This window comes from Streptomyces sp. BBFR102 (assembly GCF_051397025.1).
Lineage (GTDB): Bacteria > Actinomycetota > Actinomycetes > Streptomycetales > Streptomycetaceae > Streptomyces.
Map to the genome: position 1 here is coordinate 5,779,756 of NZ_CP195757.1, position 24,003 is coordinate 5,803,758.

Below are 24,003 nucleotides of genomic sequence, written 5' to 3' on the forward strand. Positions count from 1 at the left end.
GCCAGGGGGAACCGCGCTCTGCGTCCGCGAGCCGGTGTCAGCGGGTGCCCACCGCCGCGCGGACCGCGCGGCGCACCATCGCCCAGTCGTCGTGCAGTCGGCGCAGCAGCAGCCGCTGCTCCTCGCCGGCCGGCACGGCGCCCGCGCGGGCCGGGCCCGCCGGAGTGTCCCGCATGCTCCGCTGCACCGCCGACTCGCAGGCCCGGATCTCCCGGGTGAGCACCAGCATGAGGTTGACCAGGAAGGCGTCGCGCGCCGCCGGGCCGCTGCTCTGGGCGAGGTGACTGATCTGCTGACGCGCCATGGGCGCCTCCCCGGCCACCGCCCACAGCGTCGCCAGGTCGTACCCGGGCAGGTACCAGCCGGCCTGCTCCCAGTCGACCAGGACGGGGCCGGCGGGGGAGAGGAGGATGTTCGACAGCAGGGCGTCACCGTGGCAGAACTCGCGGGCGGCGACCCGGCCCCCGGAGCGGGCGATGCCGTGCAGCAGTTTCTGGAGGTCGCCGAGGTCGCGATCGGTGAGCAGCCCCAGCGAGTGGAAGCGGGAGATCCGCTCCGCGTAGTCCAGCGGGGCACCGAACATGCCCGTCGGCGGACGCCACTGGTTGAGCCGGCGCACCGCGCCGAGCACGGCCCGCAGATCGGCGGCGGGCGGCGCCTCGACGGGGTGGCGCTGGAGCGCCGCCGCCCGGCCCGCCATCCGCTCGATCACCAGCGTCCCGTTGTCCGGGTCGGCCGCCACCAGCCGCGGGACCCGCACCGGCGGACGGTGCCGGACGAACGAACGGTACGTCGCTATCTCGTGCCTGATCCGCTCCGCCCGTTCGGCCGACTGGTCCACTGAACACTTGGCGACTGCGGTGGTGCGCCCGCTCGTCCCGACCAGCAGGACGGAACGCGGGCTGCGCCGCAGCAGCTGGACCGGGTGGAACTCCGGACAGACGCGGTGCACGGCGGCGACGGCCGCCCGCAACTGCGCGCCCTGCGGACCGGACAGGTCCAGCCTTCCGCTGAGCTGAGGTGTGCCGAGCCCCGCTACGCGTCGGGTCCGACCGGAGGCGAGCGCTGTGGCCGCAGGGCGCGCGGGGTCGAGGTACGGGCCGCTGCCCGGGGGAGTGGCCTCCCGCGCCCGGGGCGGGCGGGTGCCGAGCGGCGGCCGGGACGGGGCGGACACGGAGGACGATGCTGCGTACATGAGCCTGACAGATCCCTTCGTGTGCCTGTGAGATAAGCGCCCGCCCGGCCCGGCCACCGGGCCGCACCCTGGGGAGTGCGGGGACGGCCACCGGGCCGGGGAGGCGCATGTCTACCTGACACCCGCCGGCCCGTGGCACACCATCTGGCGCACCCTGGCGAACCCTGGCGAATAGTCGCCCCGCAACTGACAGGGGGTTACTGTCAACTCAGCCGAGAACCTGGGGGCTTGACGTGAGCGGACAACCCAACACCCGCCTTGCGGACCACTTCGGCCTGACCGGCTGGTCCAAGGGGGAACTCGCCCGGCTCGTGAACCGGCAGGCGGCGGCCATGGGCCACCCCCAACTGGCGACCGACACCTCGCGGGTCCGGCGCTGGATCGACATGGGAGAGATCCCGCGCGACCCGGTGCCCACGGTGCTGGCGGCCCTGTTCACCGAGCAGCTCGGCCGTGTCGTGACCATCGAGGATCTCGGTCTGGTTCGACGCGGGCGCACGGGGAGACGGCGGCCGGGCGGGAGCGGCGAGCGCTCCGACGGCGTGCCATGGGCGCCCGAGCGAACGGCTGCGGTCCTCACCGAATTCACGGGAATGGACCTCATGCTCAACCGACGAGGCTTGATGGGTGCGAGCGTCGCGCTCACCGCGGGCTCCGCGCTCTCCTCCACCGCCATGTACGACTGGCTCCAGACCGCCCCCGCGTCCCCCGCCGCCCTGCCGGGCCCCCGGGGCTACGCCGACCAGGCCGGCTTCGACCGCTACGAGGCGGCCCCGGTCGGCTCCCAGGAGGTCGAGGAGCTCGAACACTCCGTCGACATCTTCCGCGCCTGGGACGCCTCCCGGGGCGGCGGCCTCCAGCGCAAGGCTGTGGTCGGACAGCTCAACGAGGTGGGCGGCATGCTCTCCTACCGCCACCCCGACCACCTCCAGCGCCGTCTGTGGGGCGTGGCCGCCAACCTCGCCGTCCTGGCCGGCTGGATGTCCCACGACGTGGGCCTGGAGCCCACCGCGCAGAAGTACTTCGTCATCGCCACCCACGCGGCCCGCGAGGGCGGCGACCGCCCGCGCGCCGGGGAGGCGCTCTCCCGAGCCGCCCGCCAGATGGTCCACCTCGGCCGCCCGGACGAGGCGCTCGACCTGATGAAGCTGGCCCAGACCGGCTCCGGCGAGGAGGCCCTGCCGCGCACCCGCGCCATGTTCCGCACCATCGAGGCGTGGGCGCAGGCGGCGATGGGCCGGGGCCAGGCCGTGCGCCGCACCCTCGGCGAAGCCGAGCTGCTCTTCGTCTCCGACCGCGGCGACACCGAACCGCCCAACTGGATGCAGATGTTCGACAGGGCCGACCTGCACGGCATGCAGGCCCTTGCCTACCGCACCCTCGCCGAGCACGAGCCGGCTGCGGCCAAGCAGGCCGAGCACCACGCCAAGATCGCCTTGGAGCTCCGCCAGGACCAGCGGGAGCGGTCGCAGATCTTCGACCACCTCTCACTCGCCTCCGCCTGCTTCATCGCCGACGACCCGGAGCAGGCCGACCGGTACGCGCGCCTCGCGCTCGCCTCGATGTCCGACAACTCCTCGCACCGCACCTGGGACCGGCTGCGGGAGATGTACCGGCTCACCGCGCACTACGCGGGCTACCCGAAGATCGAGAACCTCCGCGAGGAGATCAAGATGGTCATGCCCAGCCCGGGCGGGCCAGCCGGCGGCTGGCCCGCCGCCCCGGCCTGACCGCCCACGCACCGCGCGATCCCTGACGACACCCCGTCGTCCCGCACACCCGTGAGGGCGTCGTGGACGGACGGCCTTCACCGGCACCCCGGCTCCCGAGGGCGCTCGGACACGCCTGCGGCGTCCGACTGTTCAGCCCTGCCCAGCGTGCTCCGTACCGGTGCCGACCCGCAGGGCGATCACCCGTACCGCTGTGTGCTGCCCGTCTTCGGACGGTCCGGCGGCGGTGGCGAGCGCGTCGGCCGCCAGGCCGGCCCAGGCGTCTGCGTCGAGGTGCGCCCCGAGGGCCGGCAGGACGTCCGCGGACCTGTCGGGTCCGGTGCCGGGGGTGTGCAGCAGAAGCAGGTCCCCGGGGAGCAGGCCCTCCTGCGGGCCGCCGGGGTCCAGCGGGAGGGCGACGGTGCCGCGCCGAAGCAGCGGAGCGGGATGGCCAGCGGTGCGGCCCCAGTCCAGGGTGCCGGTCACCGGGTCGTGTACGCAGCACACGGCGGGCCCGACCGGGGCCGGTCCCGCGCCGGGCAGCAGCGCCGCCGCCAGCTCCAGCGCGCCCTGCGGCGCCTCGCCGCCCGCGACGAGCCCGCGCACCGTGCCCACCAGCAGGTCGCGGCTGAGCCCGGGGGGGCGCTCGCCCGCCGCCAGCAGGGTGCGCCCGTCGGGCAGCACCAGGGTGTCGCACCACGTCCCGTCCGTCCGCGCCTCCGGGCCCGCCGCCAGATGGCGTACGGCCGTCGCGGTGCGGGCCGCCGGAAGGGGCGCGGCGGGCGGCGGGGGAGCGGTGGTGCCGGCGCGGCCGACCGGGGCCCCGGTGGCGGTGACGTCGCGGAGCACCGCCCGCATGGAGGCGGTGGAGCCGTGTTCGTCGAGGGCCGGTGCCCCGCTCATGTGCAGGGTGCGCACGGAGCCGTCGCCCCGCACCACGCGGAAGGTGCCGTCCAGCGGTCTGCCGTCGATCAGGCAGTCGGTGACCATCGCGGTCAGCAGCGGCTGGTCCTCGGGGAGCAGGAGGGAGGGGAGTTCGTCCAGCGACAGGGCGCGGGAGCCGGCCTCGCGGCCCAGGACGCGGTACAACTCCGGCGACCAGCAGACCTCGTCGGTGAGCAGGTCCCACTCGGCGCTGCCCTCGGTGGCCTCCGGGCCGCCCGGGGCCGCCGGGTGCTCCGCCCCGGGCCAGCCCTCGCTGAGCCGCCCGAGGTGCCCGCCCACGTCGTCCAGCTGGCGGAGGGCCAGGTCGTAGAGGGCGCGGCGGCGCGACGGGTCGGGCTCGCCGCCCTCCGCGTCCTGCCGCGCCGCGTCCAGGGCGCCCCGTACCCGCCGCGTCCCGTCGATCAGCGCCCGCACCGAGCCGCGCACGGACGGCTCGGCTGCGGGGGAGACCGAGGAGCGCGAGGGCATACGAACTCCGATACGAGGGCGGTACGGCCGGGGCCGACGAGGGGCCGGATACGACTGTGGCACAGCATCCGGCGGCCCGTGAGGGATTCGGCGATACTCGACCCGATGGTGCTCCTGGCATATGCCGGAAGCCCCGTGAGGCCTCGGGTGGCGTTCCCGCGCCCTGGCCGTGAGGTCGGCGCACACCTTCCGCCGTACTGCCGCCACCGCGCCGCACCCCTGACTTCCTGGTACGGAGCTGGAGTTGCGTCGCCTGCGAACCGTACGGGCCATCGCCGACGAAGGCAGCCTCACCCGCGCGGCCGGCACGCTTGGCCTCGTCACCCGCCCCCTCGCCGGAGCCCCGCTCAGCTGGCGCCACCTCCTGGGCCACCACCCCGGCTCACCCGCCGCCGCGCCGCGGCCGCGGTTCTCGACCACGCCCGCGCCGCCCACCGCGAGGCGGCGGGCCGCAGCGACAGCCACCGCGGCTGGCTGGGAGGTGCCTGACCACTCCCGCACGGCGCCCGGCACGCACGCTCGCACCGGTCAAAGGCGCGAGCAGCTCCGCTGCGAGGGCCTTCGTCCGCCACGCCGAGGCCCCGCACCGAACATCGCGGACACCGCACAGGAGCGGTCGGGCACTTCCTACCGCCCGCCCCGTTTCGGCGCACCCCCCTGATCCCGGCCGTGCGCCCCGCCGCCGCGTAAGGTCCCCCTCAGCACCAGCCGTGCCCGGCCCGTCACGCCGGACACACCGCACGAGGGCCGGGCAGCCGCCCCGGCCACGAAGGGACCCCTCCATGCCGGAGCCCGCCGGCACCGCCCCGCAGCACGCCACCGCCAGCCCCTGGCTGAAACTGCTCGCCGAAGGCGCCCCGCTCGCCGCCCTGGAGGAGTGCCGCCACCGCCTCGTCGAGGCCGGCCCGGCCGAGACCCACCCGGCCGTCGAGGCCGAGGCTCGGCGCGCCCTGCACGTCCACGCCCTCCTGGAGGCCCGCACCCGGCAGGCCGCCGAGACCGCCGTCCTCAACGACCTGGCCCGCCGCCTCGCCGCCCTGCACGCGCCCCAGGACGTCCTCGACGAGGTGGCCGCCCAGGCCCGCCGCCTGCTGGGCACCGACCTGTCCTACATCATGCTGGCCCAGGACGACGCCGCCCTGCGCATCGAAGTCGTCGACGGCTCCATCGGCTCCACCCTGCGCGGCGTCGAACTCGCCCGGGGCGTCGGCCTCGGCGGCCTCGTCGTCCGCACCGGGCAGCCCCACTGGTGCGCCGACTACCTCCACGACGACCACCTCACCCACGCCTCCACCGTCGACGCCGCCGCGGCCGGCGAACAGCTCCGCGGCATCCTCGGCGTCCCCCTGCGCGTCGGCGAGGAGACCATAGGCGTCCTCCTCGTCGCCCAGCGCGTCCCCCGGACCTGGACCGACCACCAGACGACGCTGCTCACCGCCCTCGCCGCGCACGCCGCCCTCGCCCTGCACAACGCCGAACTCTTCGACCGCCACCAGCGCACCACCGCCGAACTGCGCCGCCGGGCCGAGGCCGACCGCCGCGCCGTCGCCCTTCATCAGCGGCTCACCCACATCGTCCTCGGCGGCGCCGGGCTCCACGCCGTCACCGACGCGCTCCGCGACGCCCTCGGCGCCGGCATCACCGTCCTCGACGCCCACGACACCGCCCTGCCCACCGGCGCCGCCGACCAGGACCCGGACGCCCTCGCCACCGCCTTGGCCGCCGACACCGGGCCGCCCGCCTCCTGCTTCACCGGCCCCGCCGACCGCGCCACCCGGCTCCGCGACACCCCCGACGGCCACTGGGCACTGGCTCCCGTCGTCGTCGCCGACGAGTACGCCGGCTGCGTCGTCGCCCGCCACCACCGGCCCTTCGACGCCAACACCGTCCGCTCCCTGGAGACCGGCGCCACCGTCATCGGCCTCGTCCTCGCCTCCGAACGCGCCGCCACCGAGGCCGAACGCCGCGTCCGGGGCGAGTACCTCACCGCCCTCCTCGACGGCACCACCGACGACGTCGTCCTGCTGCGCCGCGCCCGCTCCGGCGGCATCGACCCGGCCGCCGTCCGTACCGTCCTGGTCCTCGACGGCCCGCAGGCCGGACCGGCCGCCGCCCGCGCCGCCCGCCACCACCAGGGCTGGTCGGTCGAGTACGGCGGCCTCGGCGTCGCCCTGCTCCCCACCACCCCCGCCGAGGCCCGCGACCGCGCCGGCCACCAAGGCGTCACCGCCGTCGCCGCCCCCGCCGGCGGCACCATCGCGTCCATCCGCGCCGCCCACCGCCGCGCCCGCTCGGGACTACGTCTCCTGCACGCCCTCGGCCGCACCGGCGCTGCCGCCGACAGTGACGAACTCGGCATCTACGAAGCCCTCTTCAGCGGCGCGGGCGACGGCACCCTCGACCGCTTCGTCACCGCCACCATCGGCCCCCTCGCCGACCACGACCGCGAGCACGGCACCCGCCTGACCGAGACCCTCGACGCCTACCTCACCCACAGCGCCCGGCACACCGCCACCGCCGAGGCCCTGCACATCCACCCCAACACCCTCTACCAGCGGCTCGCCCGGATCAGCGACGTCCTCGGCGACGGCTGGAAGGAGCCCGGCCGCGCCGTCGAGGTCCAGTGGGCCCTGCGCCTGCACCGCCTCAGCCACCGCCTGGCCGCCCCCGGCCCGGACCGCGGCACGTCGAAAGGGGTCCGCGGGGAGGACTGACCGGTCCCCGCGGACCCCCGCACGCACCGCCGCCGCTCACCCCTGACGGACGGCGACCACCTTGCCCGGGTTGAAGATCCCCGCCGGGTCGAGCGCCGACTTCACCGCGTGGTGCATGCCCAGCACCGCCTCGCCCAGCTCCTTGTCCATCCCGCGCATCTTCAGCAGCCCCACACCGTGCTCACCGGTCACGGTGCCGCCCAGCGCGATGGCCTCGTCGAGGATCTCGTCGAAGACCAGCTGCGCCCGGGCCTTCGCCGCCTCGTCCCCGGCCTTCGTGATGATCAGCGGGTGCAGGTTGCCGTCCCCGGCGTGCGCCACGTTGGCCACGTGGATGTCGTGCCGCTCGGAGATCTCCTCGATCCGGCGCAGCATCTCCGGCAGCGCCATCCGGGGCACGCAGACGTCCTCGGTCAGCAGCGGACCCAGCCGCTCCAGCGCCGGGTAGGCCAGCCGGCGCGCCTGGAACAGCGCGTCCGCCTCCTGCTGGTCGGTGGAGACCACCGCCCACCCCGCTCCCGCCTTCTCGAAGCACTCCCGCATCCGCTCCGCCTCGGCGTCGCCTTCCGCGCCGGGCGTGTCGATCCGGCCCAGCAGCACCACGTTGGCGTCGGCGGACAGCCCCATGTTCTTCCACGCGTCGACCGCCGCCAGGCAGTGCCGGTCCACCAGCTCCAGCGCCGAGGGGATGATCCCCGCCGCCGTCACCGCGCTGACCGCCTCCCCGGCGTCCACCACCGAGTCGAAGTACCCGGCCACCGTCCGCTCCAGGGGACGCGAGGGGCGTAGCCGCACGGTGATCTCCGTGATGACGCCGAGCGTCCCCTCGGACCCGACCATCAGCCCCGCCAGGTCGTACCCGGCCACGCCCTTGGCGGTCCTGCGGCCCACCCGGACCAGCTCGCCCTGGCCGTTGACCATCTCCAGCTCCAGGACGTAGTCCCGGGTCACGCCGTACTTCACGCAGCACATGCCGCCCGCGTTGGTGGCGACGTTCCCGCCGATCGTCGACCACGGGGAACTGGCCGGGTCCGGCGGGTACCACAGGCCGTGCTCGGCGCAGACGGCCCGCAGGTCGTCGTTGACGACACCCGGCTGCACCACGGCGTACCGCTCGTCGGTGTCGATGCGCAGCACCTGGTCCATGTCCTCGAAGGAGAGGATCACCGCGCCGTCCACGGCGTTGGCGCCGCCCGACAGGCCGGTTCCCGCACCCCGGGCGATCACCGGCACCCGGTGCTCTAGGCAGAACCGCACCACGTCGCGGACCTCCTCGGCGGACCGGGGACGCACCACGGCGAGCGGCGTGCCGTAAGGCGCCCACTCCGCCTCGTCGTGCTGGTAGCGGCCGAGGGCGGCCGGGTCCGTGATGACCTTCGCGGCCGGTATGCGGTCGACTGGTGCGTTCGCCACGCTGGTGGCACCTCCCTGAAGAACGGAACCTCTCCATTCTCCGCCCGGCACCACCTCGCCCGCATGGAGGAAGCCCACATGATCACGGCCCGGAAGTGGCGAGATCCCCCACTTCCGGGCCGTGCGGCCACCGGTCAGCCGGTCAGCGTCCGGACTGGAGCGCCTGCCAGGTCGCGGGGCCGACGGCGCCGTCCGCCTCCAGCGACCGCGCGCTCTGGTAGGCGCGGACCGCCTCCGCCGTACCGGAACCGAAGCTGCCGTCGACGGCGACGGTCTTGCCCGAGGCCGCCGTCAGTGCCCGCTGCAGCCTGCTCACGGCTTCGCCGGACGAGCCGGAGCGCAGCGTCGGCGCGCTCCCCGCCGAGAGCAGCGCGGTCCACGTGGCCTTCCCCACGATCCCGTCGGCCTCCAGGCCCTTGTCCTGCTGGAACGCGCGGACCGCCGCCCGCGTCGCCGCACCGAAGGCGCCGTCGACCGCGCCGGGCGCGTAGTCCTGGTCGGTCAGCAGCCGCTGGACCGCCTTGACCTGCGGCCCGCTGGACCCGTCGAGCTGCGTCGCGTAGGAGGCGAAGGTCAGCTCGTCGACCGCCCCGCTCTCCCCGCCGACCAGCTCCATGTAGTGCGCCCAGTCCCAGTTCGGACCGGGATCGGTGTGGTCGTTGCCGGGCACCTCGACGTGGCCGACGATGTGCGAGCGGTCCTTCGGGATGCCGTACTGCTCGCACAGATAGGCCGTGAGCGCCGCCGAGGAGCGGTACATCGCCTCGGTGAACCACGCCGGATCGTCCACGAACCCCTCGTGCTCGATCCCCAGCGACGAGGCGTTGGCGCTCCGCGCGTGGTACGCGGTGTCGGCGTCCTTGACCATCTGGGTGACCTCGCCGTCCGAGGACCGGACCACGTAGTGCGCGCTGACCTTGGCCGCCGGGTTCTGGAACCAGCTGATCGACCCCGCGTACGAGCCCTGCGTGACGTGCACGACGACCTGGCTGACCGCGGCGGAGCGTCCCGAGGCGAAGTTGCCCGCGGCGGCCGGCACCCAGCGTGCCGACGGGTAGTCCTGGCTGACCGCGGCGGGGCCCACCTCCGGCGCCTGGGGGATCTCCGGGGCCACGTCGCGGGCGGCCACCTCGATCTCCTCGCCGTCGACCGAGGCGCGCAGGCCCTCGGTGAGGAAGCGGTAGACGGTGTCGGCGTAGAGCCGGGCGGTCGCGGCCTCGGCACCGCTGTACCGGGCGACCGCCCCGTACCAGGCGTCGATGTCGTCCCGCTCGGCCGCGCTCAGCCCGAGGGCGTCGGCGCGGGCCCGCAGCACGGCGGCGCCGCCGAGGAGGTTGGCGCCGGTGTCGCGGCGCAGCTCGGCCGCAGACCGGCCGGTGAGCCGCGCGGCCTCCTGAAGCGTGTGCTGGTCCGGGTTGCTGACCAGGTGCATGACGCCGTAGCCGTTGGCCTGGCTGGGCCGCCCGCCGTGCCCGTCGAGGCGGCTCTCGCCGTACCCGACGGCGGCCAGCAGGTCGCGCGGCACGTCGTAGGCGGTGGCGGCGTGGTCCAGGGCGTCGTTGAACGGCCGGTCGGCCCCGGCGGCGGAGGCGGCCGGGGCGACGCCGGTCAGCGCTCCCGAGGCGAGCACGGTGAAGGCGGCGAGCGCCGCCAGGCGGCCGCGTCGGACGGGAAGGCTGCGACGGTGGTGCTGACCTGCGGTCATGTGGGGGGTTCCCTCTCGTCTTCCGGACGACTCCGGTCCGGACGTTGTACCGGCCGCGGTGGGGGCGGCGCCGGTGGACACACCGGGCCGCGCGGCGGACGGGGGATGGGGGTACGGCAACTGGGCTCCTCGGTCCAGGGGTGGCGGCGGCCGGACGGGTGGGGCCGTCCGGGGCGCGCGGAGGGTCAGCGTAATGGCGTGTCCGCGCCATGACAATCGCCGCTCCGATGTGCAACTGGGCAGCTGTACACGCGCGTTGAAGGGAAACCGACTCCAGGATGCCCGGGCCCGTTCCGGGCGTGGCCCGCGCGTCGGCGCCGAGCCCCGCGGGCGTACGAGGACGCCGCCTCTCGGTGTCTTCCGGTGAGCCCGGCGGAGCGGCGTGCGGGGGCCTTGCCGGTCGTGGTGCCGCCCGCTCGCGCGCGACGGGCCGAAGCCCGCTGCCGACGCGCGGCTACACCGTGGTGGCCGATCCGGAGGAGGGCGGGCCCTGCCTGGACTCGGTGAGGGGGAACCGTACGCCGGTGAGAGCTTCGAAGGCGGCCCACAGTCGCTGCTGAACGGCCGCCTCGTACGACTGCGGGCTGGAGGTGACCAGCCGGGGGTGGCCCTTGACCTCGTTGCGTCCGCCGGGGCCGTAGTACTGGCCCCCCAGCGTGGCGGGGTCGGTGGCGGCGCGCAGGGTCGGCAGCGCTCCCATCGCTTCCCCGCAGCTGACGGGTGGCGCCGCTGGAACCGGGTGAGAGCCTCCGGCGCTGCTCGCACGACCGGACGGTGGAAGCCGGGGCGCCCGTGCCGGACCCGACCTGCGGCCCCGAGGCGTGATGCCCTCGCGCCGGCTCACCCGTCCCATCCGGCCGCGGCCCGCACCGAGGCGACCGAGTCCGCCTGCGCCACCGGCTTGTCCTCCCGGTACCGCACGAGCCGCGCGAACCGCAGCGTCACCCCGGCCGCGTACCGCGACGACCGCTGGAGCCCGTCGAACGCCACCTCGACCACCAGCTCCGGCCGGACCTTCACCACCTGGCCGTCGTCGCTCTCCGCCAGCTGCCCCAGCCGCTTCGTCTGCCACGCCAGCACCTCGTCCGTCATCCCCTTGAAGGTCTTGCCCAGCATCACCAGCGAACCGTCCGCCTCCCGCGCCCCCAGGTGCAGGTTCGACAACTTCCCCGCGCGTCGCCCGTGCCCCCACTCCGCTGCCAGTACCACCAGATCCGCCGTCCGCACCGGCTTCACCTTCCGCCAGGCGGCGCCCCGACGCCCCGCCGCGTACACCGAGTCCAGCCCCTTCACCACCACCCCCTCGTGCCCCCGCGCCAACGCCCGCGCGAGGAACCCCTCCGCCCCCTCCACCGCGCCCGCCGCCCCCGGATCGGCCACCACCGCCCGCCGCACCCGTGCCGCCCGGGGCACCAGCGCCGCGAGCGCCTCCGACCGCTCGGCATACCCCAGATCCAGCAACTCCCGCCCCTGGACGGCGAGTACGTCGAAGAAGGCCACCGACACCGGCAACGCCCGAGCCGCCGTCCCCACGTCGAGCCGCGACCCCACCCGGCCCGCCGTCTCCTGGAACGACCTCGGCCGCCCCTCCCCGTCCAGGGCCAGCACCTCCCCGTCCAGCACGAACCGCTCCGCCGGCAGCGCCCGCGCCACCTCCACCACCTCCGGCAGCCGCACCGTGATGTCGTCCAGCGTCCGCGTGTACACCGACACCCGCTCCCCGGCCCGGTGCACCTGCACCCGGATGCCGTCCAGCTTCTCCTCCACCGCGCACGGCCCCAGCGCCGCCATCGCCTGGGCGACCGACCCGGACGAGGACGCCAGCATCGGCTGCACCGGACGCCCCACCACCAGAGCGAACCGCGACAGCGCCTCCTCCCCGCCCGCCCACACCGCTGCCGCCACCTCCTCCAGCGACCCGCTCAGCATCACCGCCCGCCGTACCCCGGCCACCGGCGCCCCCGACGCCCGGGCCACCGCCTCCACCGCCACCGCCCCCAGCGCCCCCTGCCGTACCTCACCCGTCACCAGCCCGTACAGGAACCGCTGCTCCACCTCGGTCGCCGCGCCCCACAACCCCTCCACCAGCCGCCGCCGCTCCGCCTGCGCCCCGGCTCCCTTCACCGCCGCCACCTCGGTGAACACCGCATCCACCTCCTCCACCGTCAGCGACGCCCGCTCCGCCGCAGCCACCGGCTCCCGCAACACCCGCCACCCCACCCCCAGCCGGCCCTGCGGCAGCCGCCCCGACAGATACGCGATCACCACCGGCAACTGGGACGGCTCCGTCCGCGCGAACAGCTCCGCCAGCAACTCCGTCTTCCGCGACCGCGACGACACCGCCGCGACCTGCGCCGACACCTCGGCCAACTCCTCCAGCAGCATGCCCCCATCGTCGGACCAGCCCGCCCCGCCCGCACCACGTACCCCGCCTCTCACCCGAACGGGCCCGCCGCCCCGCCTCCCGCCCCTTCCCGAGTGGCCCGTCCCCCGCACGCGGGGGAGGCTGATCCTCCGGAACCGTGAAGCGGAGGACACGCGATGGCCGAGACCGACGTTCCGCCACCCCCGCGAGACGCGGACGCCGTGGTCTTCGGCGTCGGCGGAGTGGCGGCGGACTCGACACGTGTCCACGCCACCGCCCGGAAAGAGGCGCCCGCCGCCCACCCCCGCGCCCACCCCGCCCGGCGTCGCCCCTTCGACGCCGCGCCTTCCCACACCGCCCGCAGCCCGCGCGAGGAGACATCGTGACGTCCTGGACCTGGGAGTACGACGAGTGGGCCCCCGCCGACGAACAACTCCGCGAATCCCTCTGCACTCTCGGCAACGGCTACTTCGCCACCCGCGGCGCCTTCCCCGAGTGCGACGCCGACGACATCCACTACCCCGGCACGTACGCCGCCGGCTGCTACAACCGCCTCACCTCGCACGTCTCCGGCCGCGACGTCGAGAACGAGGACATGGTCAACCTCCCCAACTGGCTGCCGCTACGCGTACGACGCGTCGACGGGGAGAACAGCACCTGGTTCACCCCCGGCACCGCACGGATCGTCGAGCACAGCCAGACCCTCCACCTCGACGCCGGCGTCCTGGAACGCCGCACCCGCTACGAGGACCCCGACGGCCGCCTCCTGCTCGTCCGCCAGACCCGGCTGGTGAGTATGGAGAACCCCCACCTCGCCGCCCTGCGCACCGAGCTGACCGCCGAGAACTGGGAAGGCGAGGTCGAGGTCGAAGCGGCCCTCGACGGCACCGTCACCAACTCCGGCGTCGCCCGCTACCGCGACCTGGACGGCCGGCACCTCACCGCCCAGCGCACCGGCGCCGGAAACCGCGGCGATGTGGCCTGGCTGGCCTGCTCCACCACCACCTCCGACATCGAGATCGCCCTTGCCGCCCGCCACGCGGTGCCGCCCGGGACGCCGGTCGAGGAGGCCGACACCGAAGGCCGCAGCGTCCGCCGCTTCCGCCTCGCCCTCCGCTCAGGCCACAGCCAGGTCGTCGACAAGGTCGTGGCCCTGTACACCGGCCACGACCGGGCGATCAGCGACCCCCGGGACGCGGCCGTGGAACACGCCCGCACCGCCCCCGCCTTCGACCAACTCGTCGCCGACCAGCGCGCCGCCTGGCGCGACCTGTGGCGCCGCGCCGAGCTGGATGTGCCCGACGAGGCCGGACTCATCCTCCGCCTGCACCTCTTCCACGTCCTGCAGACCCTCTCCCCGCACACCGCCGAACTCGACGCCGGCGTCCCGGCCCGCGGACTGCACGGCGAGGCGTACCGCGGCCACGTCTTCTGGGACGAGCTCTTCGTCCTGCGCTACCTCAACCTGCACTTCCCCGAGGTCTCCCGCGCCCTGCTGACCTACCGCCACCGCCGTCTGGAACACGCCATCGAGGCGGCCGAGGCCATCGGCCTCGGCGGCGCCATGTACCCCTGGCAGAGTGGCAGCGACGGGCGCGAGGAGACCCAGCAACTCCACCTCAACCCGCGCTCCGGGCGCTGGCTGGAGGACCACTCCCACCTCCAGCGCCACGTCAGCTCAGCCATCGCCTACAACGTCGTCAAGTACTACGAAGCCTCCGGTGACGCCCACTTCCACCACACCAAGGGCGCCGAGATGCTGCTCCAGATCGCCCGGTTCTGGGTCCGCTCCGCCACCTGGGACCCCGAGCTGGGCCGCTACCGCATCCTCGGCGTCATGGGCCCCGACGAGTACCACGAGGCGTACCCCGACGCCGAACGCCCCGGCCTCGACGACAACGCCTACACCAACATCACCGCCACCTGGGTCATCACCCGCGCCCTGGAACTCCTCCGCAACCTCCCCGCCCCCCGCCGCGCGGAACTCGCCATGCACACCGGCTTCGACGCCGCGGAGGAGGAACACTGGGAGGAGGTCTCCCGCAACCTGCACATCGCCTTCCACGACGGAGTCATCAGCCAGTTCGACGGCTACGGCAAGCTGCGGGAACTCGACTGGGACGGCTACCGCGCCAAGTACGGCGACATCCGCCGGCTCGACCGCATCCTGGAGGCCGAGGGCGACACCGTCGACCGCTACCAGGCATCGAAACAGGCCGACGTCCTCATGCTCGGCTACCTCTTCTCACCCTCGGAGCTGGTGGAGCTGTTCGCCCGCCTCGGCTACACCTTCGACGACGCGCTGTGGGGCCGCACCGTCGAGCACTACCTGCGCCGCACGAGCCACGGCTCGACCCTCAGCGGCCTGGTGCACGGCTGGGTCCTGGCCCGGGTACGCCGCGCCGACGCCTGGACGTTCGTCCAGGAAGCCCTGCGCGGCGACATCGCCGACCTCCAGGGCGGCACCACCGGCGAGGGCATCCACCTCGGCGCGATGGCCGGCACCCTGGACCTGGTCCAGGGCGGCCTCACGGGCCTGGAGACCCGTCCCGGTGGCCTGGCCCTGGACCCCGTTCCGCTCCCCGAGCTGTCCCACTACTGCTTCTCCCTGCGCTATCGGGACCACTGGGGCGTGACCATCCGGGCCAGCCCCGGCGTCCTGGACATCGCGGTCCCCGCCTCGGACCGCATCCCGATCACCATCACCCTGCCCCAGGGGGAGTTCGCACTGGGCCCGGGGGAGTCCCGCCGGGTGGTACTGGACGAATGAGGTGCCGGCGACAGGGCCCCGGGCTGTCCCGTCGGCCCGTCTGAGAGGATTGGCCGACCGGGCAACTCGGCGCAGAGGTGGAGAACTTGATCGGTCTGCTGCTTGTCCTTCTGGCACTCGCCGTCGGCGGCTGCGCCTGCGTGGTGTGGGCGGCCCGCGGCGGCCCCCGCTGGACCCGCGCCGTGTCGGCCGTGACCCTCGGAGCGGCCGAAGCCGTCCTCCGCGCCGGCAAGTCCGGCGGCCGGAGGCGTTCCACCGACGGTGGCGGCGACGATTAGGCCGTCCGCCTCGTCGAGCAGCCCGGGACCGGACGCGCTCACGCGCGCGTTCCCGGGACTCCCACGGGCCGGGCCGCAGGCCGATGCCCGCCCCCAGTACCTCACCGGTGGTGGCGAGGCGGGTGTGGACATCCGGGTCGGACACCGGTCATCTCCGGCGCCCCGCTGCGAGTCCGTGGTGCGGCCCTGCGGCCCTCGGCGGAGCGCCGTCGGGGGGCCGGGACGCTTCCGGGCCGTTCCTCACCCCAGGGCCAGACCGCGCGCGAGACGGCTCCGGTGCCAGGCGGGCGGGCCGAAGAGCTGGGACGAGCCGTGTGCGCGCTTGAAGTAGCGGTGTGCGGCGTGTTCCCAGGTGATGCCGATGCCGCCGTGCAGCTGGATCATCTCGCCCGCCACCGTCGAGAACGCCTCGGAACAGGCGGACTTGGCGACGGCCGCGTACCTGCTGAGGTCCCCCGGCCGCGGTGCTTCCTCTGCCGAGGCGAAGGCGGCACCCAGCGCCGCCGAGCGGGCCGACTCCACCAGGACGTACGCGTCGGCCAGCCGGTGTTTGACGGCCTGGAAGGAGCCCAGCGGCCGGCCGAACTGCACGCGTTCCCGGACGTGGGCGACGGTGATCTCCAGGCACCGCTCCGCCGCCCCGACCTGCTCCGCGGCGAGCGCCACGCAGGCCAGGTCCAGGACGTGGGACAGCACCCGGGCGCCGTCACCGTCCACCCCCACGAGCCGGGCCTCGGCCCCCTCGAAGCCCAGCCGCGCCAGTGGCCGGCTGCTGTCCATGGCCACGGACGCGGCGACCTCCACGCCGGGGGCGTCAGCCAGCACTTCGAAGAGGCAGAGCCCCGAGTCGGTGCGGGCGGCCACCAGGAGGACGTCGGCGGTGGCGCCGTCGAGCACGTTTCGCTTGACCCCGTGGACGCGCCAGACGCCGCCGGGGCCCGGCGAGGCCGTGCTCCGGATCGCCGCGGGGTCCCACGTCCCGCCCTCCGCCCAGGCCAGCGCACCCACGGTGGTGCCGGCGGCGATGCCCGGCAGCAGCCGCGCGCAGGCGTCGCCGTCCCCGGAGGCGAGCAGCGCCTGTACGGCCGCGACGGCCGAGCCGAGATACGGAAGCGGGCTCAGCACCCGGCCCAGCTCCTCCATCACCACATGTGCCTCGACCGCGCCACCCCCCGCGCCGCCGTACTCCTCGGGGACGCAGAGTCCGGCGGCGCCGATCTGTTCGGTCAGCGGGCGCCAGGCCTTCGGGCCCTCGTGGCGGGTGAGCAACGCCCGTACGGCAGAACGCAGTTCGTCCTGCTCCTGGTTCACTCTCACTGGTCCACCGTCTCTCGTGCCGAGGCCGGAGCGGGTGCGGCCGCTGGTGGTGCCCCCGGGTGGGACAGGACGCGGGCCCGGCACTCCGCGGGGGTGCCCCAGGCGTCGCGGAGGGGCCGCGCCTTGCGCATCCACAGGGACAGGTCGAGTTCGTCGGTGTAGCCGAGGGCCCCGTGCAGGTGCAGCGCGGTGAGCGCCGTTTCGTGGGCGGCCCGTCCTGTCGCGACCTTCGCGGCGGCGATCTCGCGTCCGGCGTCCGCGTCGTCCGCGGCCAGCGCCAGAGCGGCGGAGTGGAGCAGCGGCTGGGCGAACTCCCAGGCGATCAGCGCGTCGGCCAGCCGGTGCTTGACCGCCTGGAAGGAGCCGATCGGCACACCGAACTGGGTGCGCTGTGCGACGTACTCCACGGTGCGCGCGAGCAGGGCCTGGCCCAGGCCGAGGCACTGCGCCGCGGTCACCAGCCGGGCGACGCGCGTCGCCTGCCGGGCGGCGGCCGTCACGGCGGGCCCCCGGGCGAGGACGGCACCGCCGACGGGACGGGCGAGCCGGCGGGCCGGGTCGGTGGACTGCTGCACCTCACCGGCCGACTCCGCGAGGCGCACGGTGTCACCGTCGACGGCGAACACCCCGTCCGCCGTGGCGGCGTCCAGCGCGTACGGAGCGTCGTCGGTGAGCCGGGCGAAGGAGACGGCCGACTTGCCGCAGGCGATGTCCGGGAGCCAGTCGGCCGCGATCGCCGCGTCCCCGAGCCGGTCCAGGAAGGCGGCCGCCGCCACGGTCTCGACCAGCGGGCCCGGCACCGCGTGGCGGCCCAGCTCGGTGAAGGCGACCGCCAGTTCGACCGGCAGGGGGCCGACCCCGTCGTACCGCTCCGGGACGGCGAGGGAGAAGACCCCCGCGTCGGCCACCCTCGACCACAGCGCGCGTCCTGGCGCGGTGTCCCCGCCGGCCCAGGCCCGGACGATCGCGGGGGTGCCGGCCGCCGCGAGCATGGCGTCCAGCGAGCGGGCGAACTCCCGCTGCTCGTCGGTCAGGAGGAACCGCATCACCGGCGTCCCTTCGGCAGGCCGAGCAGCCGCTCGGCGATGATGTCGCGCTGGATCTCGTTGGTTCCCGCGTAGATGGGGCCGGCCAGGGAGAACGTGTGGCCCTCGGCCCAGGCGCCGTGCGCCGGGGCGTCGGGGGCGGCGTCGGACAGTTCGCCGCGCGAGGTGAGCAGGTCGAGGGCGGTCTCGTGCAGCGCGATGTCCAGTTCGGACCAGAAGACCTTGTTCAGGCTGGACTCGGCGCCGATCGATTCCCCCTGGGCGATCCGGGAGACGTTCCGGTACGCGAACAGCTGGTAGGCGCGGGCCGCGATGACCGCGTCGGCCACCCGGTCGCGCAGGGCGGTGTCCGTCGGCTCGGCCGCCGAGCGCCACAGCTCGGTGAGCCGGCCGGCGGCAGCCGTGAACCGGCCGGGACTGCGCAGCGTCAGCCCGCGCTCGTTGCCGGCCGTGCTCATCGCGGCACGCCAGCCCTGGCCGGGCTCGCCGATCACGTCCTCGTCGGGGACGAAGACGTCGTCGAGGAAGAGTTCGGCGAAGGCGGGCTTGCCGTCGAGCCGCCCGATGGGCCGTACGGTCACCCCGTCGGCGTCCAGCGGGAACATCAGATAGGTCAGCCCCCGGTGGGGCCGGTCCGCGTGCGGGTCGCTGCGGAACAGGCCGAAGGCGCGGTCGGCGAAGGCGGCCCGCGACGACCAGGTCTTCTGGCCGCTGAGCAGCCAGCCGCCCTCGGCGCGGACGGCGGTGGAGCGCAGCGAGGCGAGGTCCGAGCCGGACTCGGGTTCCGACCACGCCTGGGCCCAGACGACCTCGCCGCTCGCCATCGGGGGCAGGAGGCGTGCGCGCTGCTCGTCGGTACCGTGCTCGAAGAGGGTGGGGGCGAGCAGGTTGATGCCGTTCTGGCTCACCCGGCCGGGGGCGCCCGCGGCGTAGTACTCCTCCTCGAAGACCAGCCACCGCAGCCACGAGGCGCCGCGCCCGCCGTACTCGTCCGGCCAGGAGACCACCGACCAGCGGTCGGCGGCCAGGGTGCGCTCCCACTCCCGGTGGGCGGCGAAGCCCTCCGCGGTCTCCAGGGAGGGCAGCGGCTGCGCGGGGACGTGGGCGCGCAGCCAGTCGCGGACCTCGGCACGGAACGCCTCGTCGGCGGCGGTGAGTTCGAGGTCCATCAGGCCGGCCCCTTCTTCATGGCGCGGATGTCCATACCGCCGAGCGGATCGGCGGCGGTCTCGGCGTTGTGCGCGTGCGCCAGGTGGTGCAGTCCGAAGACCGAGTCCATACCGGTGTGCAGGCCCTGGAGGTCCTCGGCCTGGTTGACGGCACGCTTGGTCAGCGCCAGTCCCATGCGCGGCATCTCGGCGATGCGGTGGGCCAGCGCGGCCGTACGGTCGGCGAGTTCGCCGCGCGGCACGACACGGTTGACCATGCCGATCTCGTACGCGCGCTGTGCGCTCATCCGCTCACCGGTGAACAGGAACTCCTTGGCGATGCGCGGCGGCATCACCCAGGGGTGCGCGAAGTACTCGACGCCGGGTATGCCCATGCGGACCACCGGGTCGGCGAAGAAGGCGTCGTCGGAGGCGATGATCAGGTCGCAGACCCAGGCCAGCATCAGGCCGCCCGCGACGCAGGCGCCCTGCACCGAGGCGACCACGGGCTTGGGCAGCTCCCGCCAGCGGCGGCACATGCCGAGGTAGACCTCGGACTCGCGGGCGAAACGGCTCTCCGCCCCCGCCTTGTCCGAGTGGTCCCACCACAGCCCCGCCTTGCGGTCGAAGGGCAGGTGGGCGTCGCGTTCGGGGGTGCCGATGTCGTGGCCGGCCGAGAAGTGCTTCCCCTCGCCGGCGAGGACGACGACCTTGACCTCGTCGTCCGCGGCGGCCTGGTAGAAGGCCCGGTCCAGGGCGTAGGTCATGGCGGAGTTCTGGGCGTTGCGGTACTCGGGCCGGTTCATGGTGAGCGTCGCGACCGGTCCCTGCCGGTGGTAGCGCACCGGACCGTCCTGTTCCGTGGAGCGTTCGGCGGCTCGGTCGTCGTGGGCAGCGGGCATCCGCCCCTCCTTCCCTAACAAGTGTTTGGTAGGTTAACGTACATCCATGACCAGCGTCGAGGAGTTCCGCACCGAGGTCCGCGGTTGGCTGCGGGCCAATCTGAAAGGCGAGTTCGCGGCCCTGCGCGGGCGCGGCGGACCCGGCCGGGAGCACGAGGCGTTCGCCGAGCGGCGCGCCTGGGAGCGCCACATGGCCGCCGCCGGATGGACCTGCGTGGGCTGGCCGGAGGAGTTCGGCGGTCGCGGGGCCACCCTGGAGCAGCAGGTCGCCTTCCACGAGGAGTACGCCCTCGCCGACGCCCCCGCCCGGGTCAACCACATGGGCGAGCAGCTCCTCGGGCCCACCCTGATGGCCTTCGGGACGCCGGAGCAGCGCGAGCGGTTCCTGCCGCCGATCGTCGCGGTGGAGGAGCTGTGGTGCCAGGGGTACAGCGAGCCGGACGCGGGCTCCGACCTGGCCAACGTTCGCACCCGGGCCGAGCGCGAGGGCGACGCGTGGAGGGTGACGGGGCAGAAGATCTGGACCTCGCTCGCCCACGAGTCCGACTGGTGCTTCGTCGTCGCCCGTACCGAACCCGGGTCGGTGCGCCACCAGGGACTCTCCTATCTCCTGGTCCCCCTGGGCCAGCCCGGTGTGGACGTCCGCCCCATCACCCAGCTCACCGGCACCAGCGAGTTCAACGAGGTCTTCTTCGACGGCGCCCGCACGCCCGCCTCGCACATCGTCGGCGCGCCCGGCGAGGGCTGGAGGATCGCCATGGCCACGCTCGGCTTCGAGCGCGGTGTCTCCACCCTCGGCCAGCAGGTCGGCTTCCGGCGCGAGCTGGAGGCCCTGATCGACCTGGCCCGCCGCAACGGCGCGGCCGAGGACCCGCTGATCCGCGACCGGCTCGCCCGGGCCTGGACCGGCCTGGAGACGATCCGGTTCAACGCCCTGCGCATGCTCGATGGCGTCGCGGCCGGAGCCCCCGGCCCGGAGGCGTCCATCGGGAAGATCTACTGGGCCACCTGGCACAGGGAACTGGGCGAGCTGGCCATGGACGTCTGCGGCGCCGAGGGGATGCTCGCCGCCGGCGAGCCCTACGACCTCGACGACTGGCAGCGGCTGTTCCTGTTCTCCCGGTCCGACACCATCTACGCCGGCTCGAACGAGATCCAGCGCAACATCATCGCCGAGCGGGTGCTCGGTCTGCCCAGAGAGGTCCGCCCATGACCACCGCCCCCGTCTACGTCCCGGGCCACGGCCTGCTCCAGGGCCGCACGGCCGTCGTCACCGCCGCCGCGGGCGCCGGCATCGGCGGTGCCACTGCCCGGCGGCTGCTCGAAGAGGGCGCCGACGTCCTCGTCTCCGACACCCACGCCCGCAGACTGGAGCAGACCCGCACCGCCCTGGCCGACGAGTTCGGCGCGGACCGGGTCACGGCACTGACCTGCGACGTGACCGACGAGAGCCAGGTGGAAGCGCTCTTCGACCTGGCCCGGGAGCAGCACGGGCGGCTGGACGTCGTCGTCAACAACGCGGGACTCGGCGGCACCGCCGACCTGGTCGACATGAGCGACGACCAGTGGGCCACGGTCCTCGACGTCACCCTCAACGGCACCTTCCGCTGCACCCGCGCCGCGCTGCGCCGGATGAAGGAGGCGGGCAGCGGCGGGGTGATCGTCAACAACGCCTCGGTGATCGGGTGGCGCGCCCAGAAGGGCCAGGCCCACTACGCCGCCGCCAAGGCCGGGGTCATGGCGCTCACCCGCTGCGCCGCCCTGGAGGCCGCCGAGTACGGGGTCCGGGTCAACGCGGTCGCGCCGAGCCTGGCCATGCACCCCCACCTGGTGAAGGTCACCACCCCCGAACTGCTGGCCGAGCTGACCTCCCGGGAGGCGTTCGGCCGGTACGCGGAGCCCTGGGAGGTCGCCAACACGATCGTCTTCCTCGCCAGCGGCTACTCCTCGTACCTGACAGGCGAGGTCCTGTCCGTCAGCAGTCAGCATGCCTGAGCGAGGATGAGCGGGTGCCGAAAGCCGACAGCAGTAAGAAGAACGTGACACCGCCCTCACCCGAGCGGCGCGAGGAACTCCTGGCCACCGCCGCCGAGGTGTTCGCCGCGCAGGGCTACAACGCCACCACCATGCGCAAGATCGCGGACGAGGCGGGCATGCTCGCGGGCAGCCTCTACTACCACTTCGACTCCAAGGAGTCGATGGTCGACGAGATCCTCTCCACCTTCCTGAACGAGCTCTGGGAGCGCTACGACGCGGTCCTGGACGCGGAGTCCGGGCCCCGGGAGACCATCGAGGCCCTGGTCACCGAGTCCTTCCGGGAGATCGGCCGGCGCCGTGCCGCCGTCGCGATCTACCAGAAGGAGGCGAGGCACCTGCAGAGCCTGCCGCGCTTCGCCTACCTCACCGACTCCCAGCAGAAGTTCGCACGAGCCTGGCTCGGGACGCTGGAGCGCGGCGTGGCCACCGGAGCCTTCCGCGCCGACCTGGACGTACGGCTCACCTACCGCTTCCTGCGCGACACCGTGTGGGTCGCCGCGTCGTGGTACCGGCCGGACGGCCAGCACAGTCCGCAGGAGATCGCCCGCCAGTACCTGTCGATGGTGCTGGAGGGCATCGCCGTGCGGACCTGACGCCGCCGCAGGGGCGGGGCGTCGCAGACGGACGAGGCCGTACGGGCACGACGCCGTGCGGACGAGACATGCGGGACACCACAGAAGGAGCAGCAGGCATGGCCGAGGCATACATCGTCGAAGCGGTCCGCACCCCCGTCGGCCGCCGGAACGGCGGGCTGTCCGCCGTCCACCCGGCCGACCTCGGGGCCCACGTCCTCAAGGAACTGGTGGCGCGCTCCGGCGTCGACCCGGCCGCCGTGGAGGACGTCGTCCTCGGCTGCCTGGACGCCGTGGGTCCGCAGGCCGGCGACATCGCCCGCACCTGCTGGCTGGCCGCGGGCCTGCCGGAGGAGGTGCCCGGCGTGACCGTGGACCGGCAGTGCGGCTCGTCCCAGCAGGCACTGCACTTCGCGGCCCAGGGTGTCCTCTCCGGCACCCAGGACCTGGTGGTCGCCGGCGGGGTGCAGAACATGTCGATGGTCCCCATCGCCTTCGCCACCCGGCAGGCCGCCGAGCCGCTCGGGCTCACCCAGGGCCCCTACGCGGGCTCCGAGGGCTGGCGGGCCCGCTACGGCGACCAGCCGGTCAACCAGTTCGCGGGTGCCGAGATGATCGCCGAGAAGTGGGGGATCTCCCGCGAGGACATGGAGGAGTTCGCCCTGCGCTCGCACCAGCGGGCCGTCCGTGCCCTCGACGAGGGCCGCTTCGGCCGCGAGACCGTCGCCTTCGGCGACGTGACCGCCGACGAGGGCCCGCGCCGCGACACCACGCTGGAGAAGATGGCCTCCCTCAAGCCCGTCGTCGAGGGCGGCCGGCTGACCGCCGCGGTGTCCTCCCAGGTCTCCGACGGGGCGTCGGCCGTCCTCCTCGCCTCCGAGCGGGCCGTGCGCGAGCACGGGCTGACCCCCCGCGCCCGCGTCCACCACCTCTCCGCGCGCGGAGAGGACCCGATCCGCATGCTGTCGGCGCCGATCCCGGCCACGGCCTACGCGCTGAAGAAGGCCGGCATGTCGCTCGACGACATCGACCTGGTCGAGATCAACGAGGCGTTCGCCTCCGTCGTGCTGGCCTGGATGAAGGAGACCGGCGCCGACCCCGGCAAGGTCAACGTCAACGGCGGCGCGATCGCCCTCGGCCACCCGCTGGGCGCCACCGGCACCAAGCTGATGACCACCCTGCTGCACGAGCTGGAGCGCACGGGCGGGCGGTACGGACTGCAGACGATGTGCGAGGGCGGCGGACAGGCCAACGTCACCATCGTCGAGCGCCTCTGACCGCCGCTCGGCAGGCGACCCGCCGCCCGCTCCCGTCGAGGGAGCGGGCGGCTCGGGGGTGCCGGGCGCGAACGCCGCCGGGACAGCGGGTGGACGGCCGGCGGCCCGGACCCCTGAAACGGGTCCGGGCCGCGCGGTGGGG

At 74.4% G+C, this 24,003-nt stretch carries 19 protein-coding genes and 1 pseudogene; 10 read left to right on the forward strand and 10 right to left on the reverse strand.

Translation table 11 applies throughout. The features are described 5' to 3' along the window. Positions 1-37: 37 nt before the first annotated feature. Entirely contained in the window at positions 38-1,195 is a 1,158-nt protein-coding gene (locus ACSLIC_RS25655; RefSeq protein ID WP_436740065.1) for a phosphotransferase, read from the reverse strand. A gap of 233 nt (positions 1,196-1,428) precedes the next feature. Between ACSLIC_RS25655 and ACSLIC_RS25660 the strand changes: the two genes are divergently transcribed. After that, the gene (locus tag ACSLIC_RS25660) at positions 1,429-2,925 is read left to right on the forward strand and encodes a DNA-binding protein NsdB (protein WP_436740066.1); all 1,497 of its coding nucleotides are present in this window, start codon (positions 1,429-1,431) and stop codon (positions 2,923-2,925) included. Between the two features lie 132 nt (positions 2,926-3,057). Here the strand turns inward: ACSLIC_RS25660 and ACSLIC_RS25665 are convergent, their stop codons facing one another. Further along, entirely contained in the window at positions 3,058-4,317 is a 1,260-nt protein-coding gene (locus ACSLIC_RS25665) for a PAS domain-containing protein (RefSeq protein WP_436740067.1), read from the reverse strand. A 238-nt stretch (positions 4,318-4,555) separates the two neighbouring features. Between ACSLIC_RS25665 and ACSLIC_RS25670 the strand changes: the two are divergent. Next, a pseudogene (locus tag ACSLIC_RS25670) lies at positions 4,556-4,654 on the forward strand (LysR family transcriptional regulator); the annotation flags it as partial. A 445-nt stretch (positions 4,655-5,099) separates the two neighbouring features. Continuing rightward, on the forward strand, positions 5,100-7,031 hold the full coding sequence (locus ACSLIC_RS25675; protein ID WP_436740068.1) for a GAF domain-containing protein: 1,932 nt from the start codon (positions 5,100-5,102) through the stop codon (positions 7,029-7,031). A 36-nt stretch (positions 7,032-7,067) separates the two neighbouring features. On the opposite strand, the gene ACSLIC_RS25680 is transcribed toward ACSLIC_RS25675, so the two are convergent. The 4 genes from ACSLIC_RS25680 to ACSLIC_RS25695 form a co-directional block, all read right to left on the reverse strand. Next, entirely contained in the window at positions 7,068-8,444 is a 1,377-nt protein-coding gene (locus ACSLIC_RS25680) for an FAD-binding oxidoreductase (RefSeq protein WP_436740069.1), read from the reverse strand. A gap of 142 nt (positions 8,445-8,586) precedes the next feature. Next, entirely contained in the window at positions 8,587-10,149 is a 1,563-nt protein-coding gene (locus tag ACSLIC_RS25685; protein WP_436740070.1) for a peptidoglycan-binding protein, read from the reverse strand. A 454-nt stretch (positions 10,150-10,603) separates the two neighbouring features. Continuing rightward, positions 10,604-10,849 carry a hypothetical protein gene (locus ACSLIC_RS25690; RefSeq protein WP_436740071.1) on the reverse strand — a complete coding sequence of 82 codons (246 nt, stop codon included), beginning with the start codon at positions 10,847-10,849 and terminating at the stop codon, positions 10,604-10,606. A gap of 140 nt (positions 10,850-10,989) precedes the next feature. Beyond that, the gene (locus ACSLIC_RS25695; RefSeq protein ID WP_436740072.1) at positions 10,990-12,534 is read right to left on the reverse strand and encodes an ATP-dependent DNA ligase; all 1,545 of its coding nucleotides are present in this window, start codon (positions 12,532-12,534) and stop codon (positions 10,990-10,992) included. Between the two features lie 156 nt (positions 12,535-12,690). On the opposite strand from ACSLIC_RS25695, the gene ACSLIC_RS25700 reads away from it, so the two are divergent. The 3 genes from ACSLIC_RS25700 (at position 12,691) to ACSLIC_RS25710 (ending at position 15,562) form a co-directional block, all read left to right on the forward strand. Next, the gene (locus ACSLIC_RS25700; protein WP_436740073.1) at positions 12,691-12,900 is read left to right on the forward strand and encodes a hypothetical protein; all 210 of its coding nucleotides are present in this window, start codon (positions 12,691-12,693) and stop codon (positions 12,898-12,900) included. After that, positions 12,897-15,284 (forward strand): glycoside hydrolase family 65 protein, encoded by a 2,388-nt coding sequence (locus ACSLIC_RS25705; protein WP_436740074.1) that lies wholly within the window; start codon positions 12,897-12,899, stop codon positions 15,282-15,284. Before ACSLIC_RS25700 ends, ACSLIC_RS25705 begins: the two co-directional genes overlap by 4 nt. Before the next feature lie 77 nt (positions 15,285-15,361). Further along, the gene (locus ACSLIC_RS25710; RefSeq protein ID WP_436740075.1) at positions 15,362-15,562 is read left to right on the forward strand and encodes a hypothetical protein; all 201 of its coding nucleotides are present in this window, start codon (positions 15,362-15,364) and stop codon (positions 15,560-15,562) included. A gap of 240 nt (positions 15,563-15,802) precedes the next feature. Here the strand turns inward: ACSLIC_RS25710 and ACSLIC_RS25715 are convergent, their stop codons facing one another. From ACSLIC_RS25715 to ACSLIC_RS25730, 4 genes are read right to left on the reverse strand one after another with little or no spacing between them, the layout of a single operon-like run. Continuing rightward, positions 15,803-16,873 carry an acyl-CoA dehydrogenase family protein gene (locus ACSLIC_RS25715; protein WP_436740076.1) on the reverse strand — a complete coding sequence of 357 codons (1,071 nt, stop codon included), beginning with the start codon at positions 16,871-16,873 and terminating at the stop codon, positions 15,803-15,805. Positions 16,874-16,875: 2 nt separating this feature from the next. Next, complete coding sequence (locus ACSLIC_RS25720) at positions 16,876-17,925, reverse strand: acyl-CoA dehydrogenase family protein (RefSeq protein WP_436740077.1); 1,050 nt, start codon at positions 17,923-17,925, stop codon at positions 16,876-16,878. Further along, the gene (locus tag ACSLIC_RS25725) at positions 17,925-19,094 is read right to left on the reverse strand and encodes an acyl-CoA dehydrogenase family protein (RefSeq protein WP_436740078.1); all 1,170 of its coding nucleotides are present in this window, start codon (positions 19,092-19,094) and stop codon (positions 17,925-17,927) included. The genes ACSLIC_RS25720 and ACSLIC_RS25725 overlap by 1 nt, the downstream gene beginning before the upstream one ends. Further along, on the reverse strand, positions 19,094-19,975 hold the full coding sequence (locus tag ACSLIC_RS25730; RefSeq protein ID WP_436740079.1) for an enoyl-CoA hydratase: 882 nt from the start codon (positions 19,973-19,975) through the stop codon (positions 19,094-19,096). Before ACSLIC_RS25730 ends, ACSLIC_RS25725 begins: the two co-directional genes overlap by 1 nt. Positions 19,976-20,021: 46 nt before the next feature. On the opposite strand from ACSLIC_RS25730, the gene ACSLIC_RS25735 reads away from it, so the two are divergent. The 4 genes from ACSLIC_RS25735 (at position 20,022) to ACSLIC_RS25750 (ending at position 23,861) form a co-directional block, all read left to right on the forward strand. After that, positions 20,022-21,188 (forward strand): acyl-CoA dehydrogenase family protein, encoded by a 1,167-nt coding sequence (locus tag ACSLIC_RS25735; RefSeq protein WP_436740080.1) that lies wholly within the window; start codon positions 20,022-20,024, stop codon positions 21,186-21,188. Continuing rightward, positions 21,185-21,970 (forward strand): SDR family oxidoreductase, encoded by a 786-nt coding sequence (locus tag ACSLIC_RS25740; protein WP_436740081.1) that lies wholly within the window; start codon positions 21,185-21,187, stop codon positions 21,968-21,970. Before ACSLIC_RS25735 ends, ACSLIC_RS25740 begins: the two co-directional genes overlap by 4 nt. Positions 21,971-21,984: 14 nt before the next feature. Beyond that, positions 21,985-22,605 carry a TetR/AcrR family transcriptional regulator gene (locus ACSLIC_RS25745; RefSeq protein WP_436740082.1) on the forward strand — a complete coding sequence of 207 codons (621 nt, stop codon included), beginning with the start codon at positions 21,985-21,987 and terminating at the stop codon, positions 22,603-22,605. Between the two features lie 98 nt (positions 22,606-22,703). Next, positions 22,704-23,861: an acetyl-CoA C-acetyltransferase gene (locus ACSLIC_RS25750; RefSeq protein ID WP_436740083.1), complete on the forward strand. Its 1,158-nt coding sequence runs from the start codon at positions 22,704-22,706 to the stop codon at positions 23,859-23,861. The last annotated feature ends 142 nt before the right edge of the window (positions 23,862-24,003 follow it).

Coding starts and splice junctions, on each gene's coding strand:
- ACSLIC_RS25655 (WP_436740065.1), bottom strand. CDS start 1,195: ATGTACGCAGCATCGTCCTCCGTGTCCGCCCCGTCCCGGCCGCCGCTC.
- ACSLIC_RS25665 (WP_436740067.1), bottom strand. CDS start 4,317: ATGCCCTCGCGCTCCTCGGTCTCCCCCGCAGCCGAGCCGTCCGTGCGC.
- ACSLIC_RS25675 (WP_436740068.1), top strand. CDS start 5,100: ATGCCGGAGCCCGCCGGCACCGCCCCGCAGCACGCCACCGCCAGCCCC.
- ACSLIC_RS25685 (WP_436740070.1), bottom strand. CDS start 10,149: ATGACCGCAGGTCAGCACCACCGTCGCAGCCTTCCCGTCCGACGCGGC.
- ACSLIC_RS25690 (WP_436740071.1), bottom strand. CDS start 10,849: ATGGGAGCGCTGCCGACCCTGCGCGCCGCCACCGACCCCGCCACGCTG.
- ACSLIC_RS25695 (WP_436740072.1), bottom strand. CDS start 12,534: ATGCTGCTGGAGGAGTTGGCCGAGGTGTCGGCGCAGGTCGCGGCGGTG.
- ACSLIC_RS25700 (WP_436740073.1), top strand. CDS start 12,691: ATGGCCGAGACCGACGTTCCGCCACCCCCGCGAGACGCGGACGCCGTG.
- ACSLIC_RS25720 (WP_436740077.1), bottom strand. CDS start 17,925: ATGCGGTTCCTCCTGACCGACGAGCAGCGGGAGTTCGCCCGCTCGCTG.
- ACSLIC_RS25725 (WP_436740078.1), bottom strand. CDS start 19,094: ATGGACCTCGAACTCACCGCCGCCGACGAGGCGTTCCGTGCCGAGGTC.
- ACSLIC_RS25730 (WP_436740079.1), bottom strand. CDS start 19,975: ATGCCCGCTGCCCACGACGACCGAGCCGCCGAACGCTCCACGGAACAG.
- ACSLIC_RS25735 (WP_436740080.1), top strand. CDS start 20,022: ATGACCAGCGTCGAGGAGTTCCGCACCGAGGTCCGCGGTTGGCTGCGG.
- ACSLIC_RS25740 (WP_436740081.1), top strand. CDS start 21,185: ATGACCACCGCCCCCGTCTACGTCCCGGGCCACGGCCTGCTCCAGGGC.
- ACSLIC_RS25750 (WP_436740083.1), top strand. CDS start 22,704: ATGGCCGAGGCATACATCGTCGAAGCGGTCCGCACCCCCGTCGGCCGC.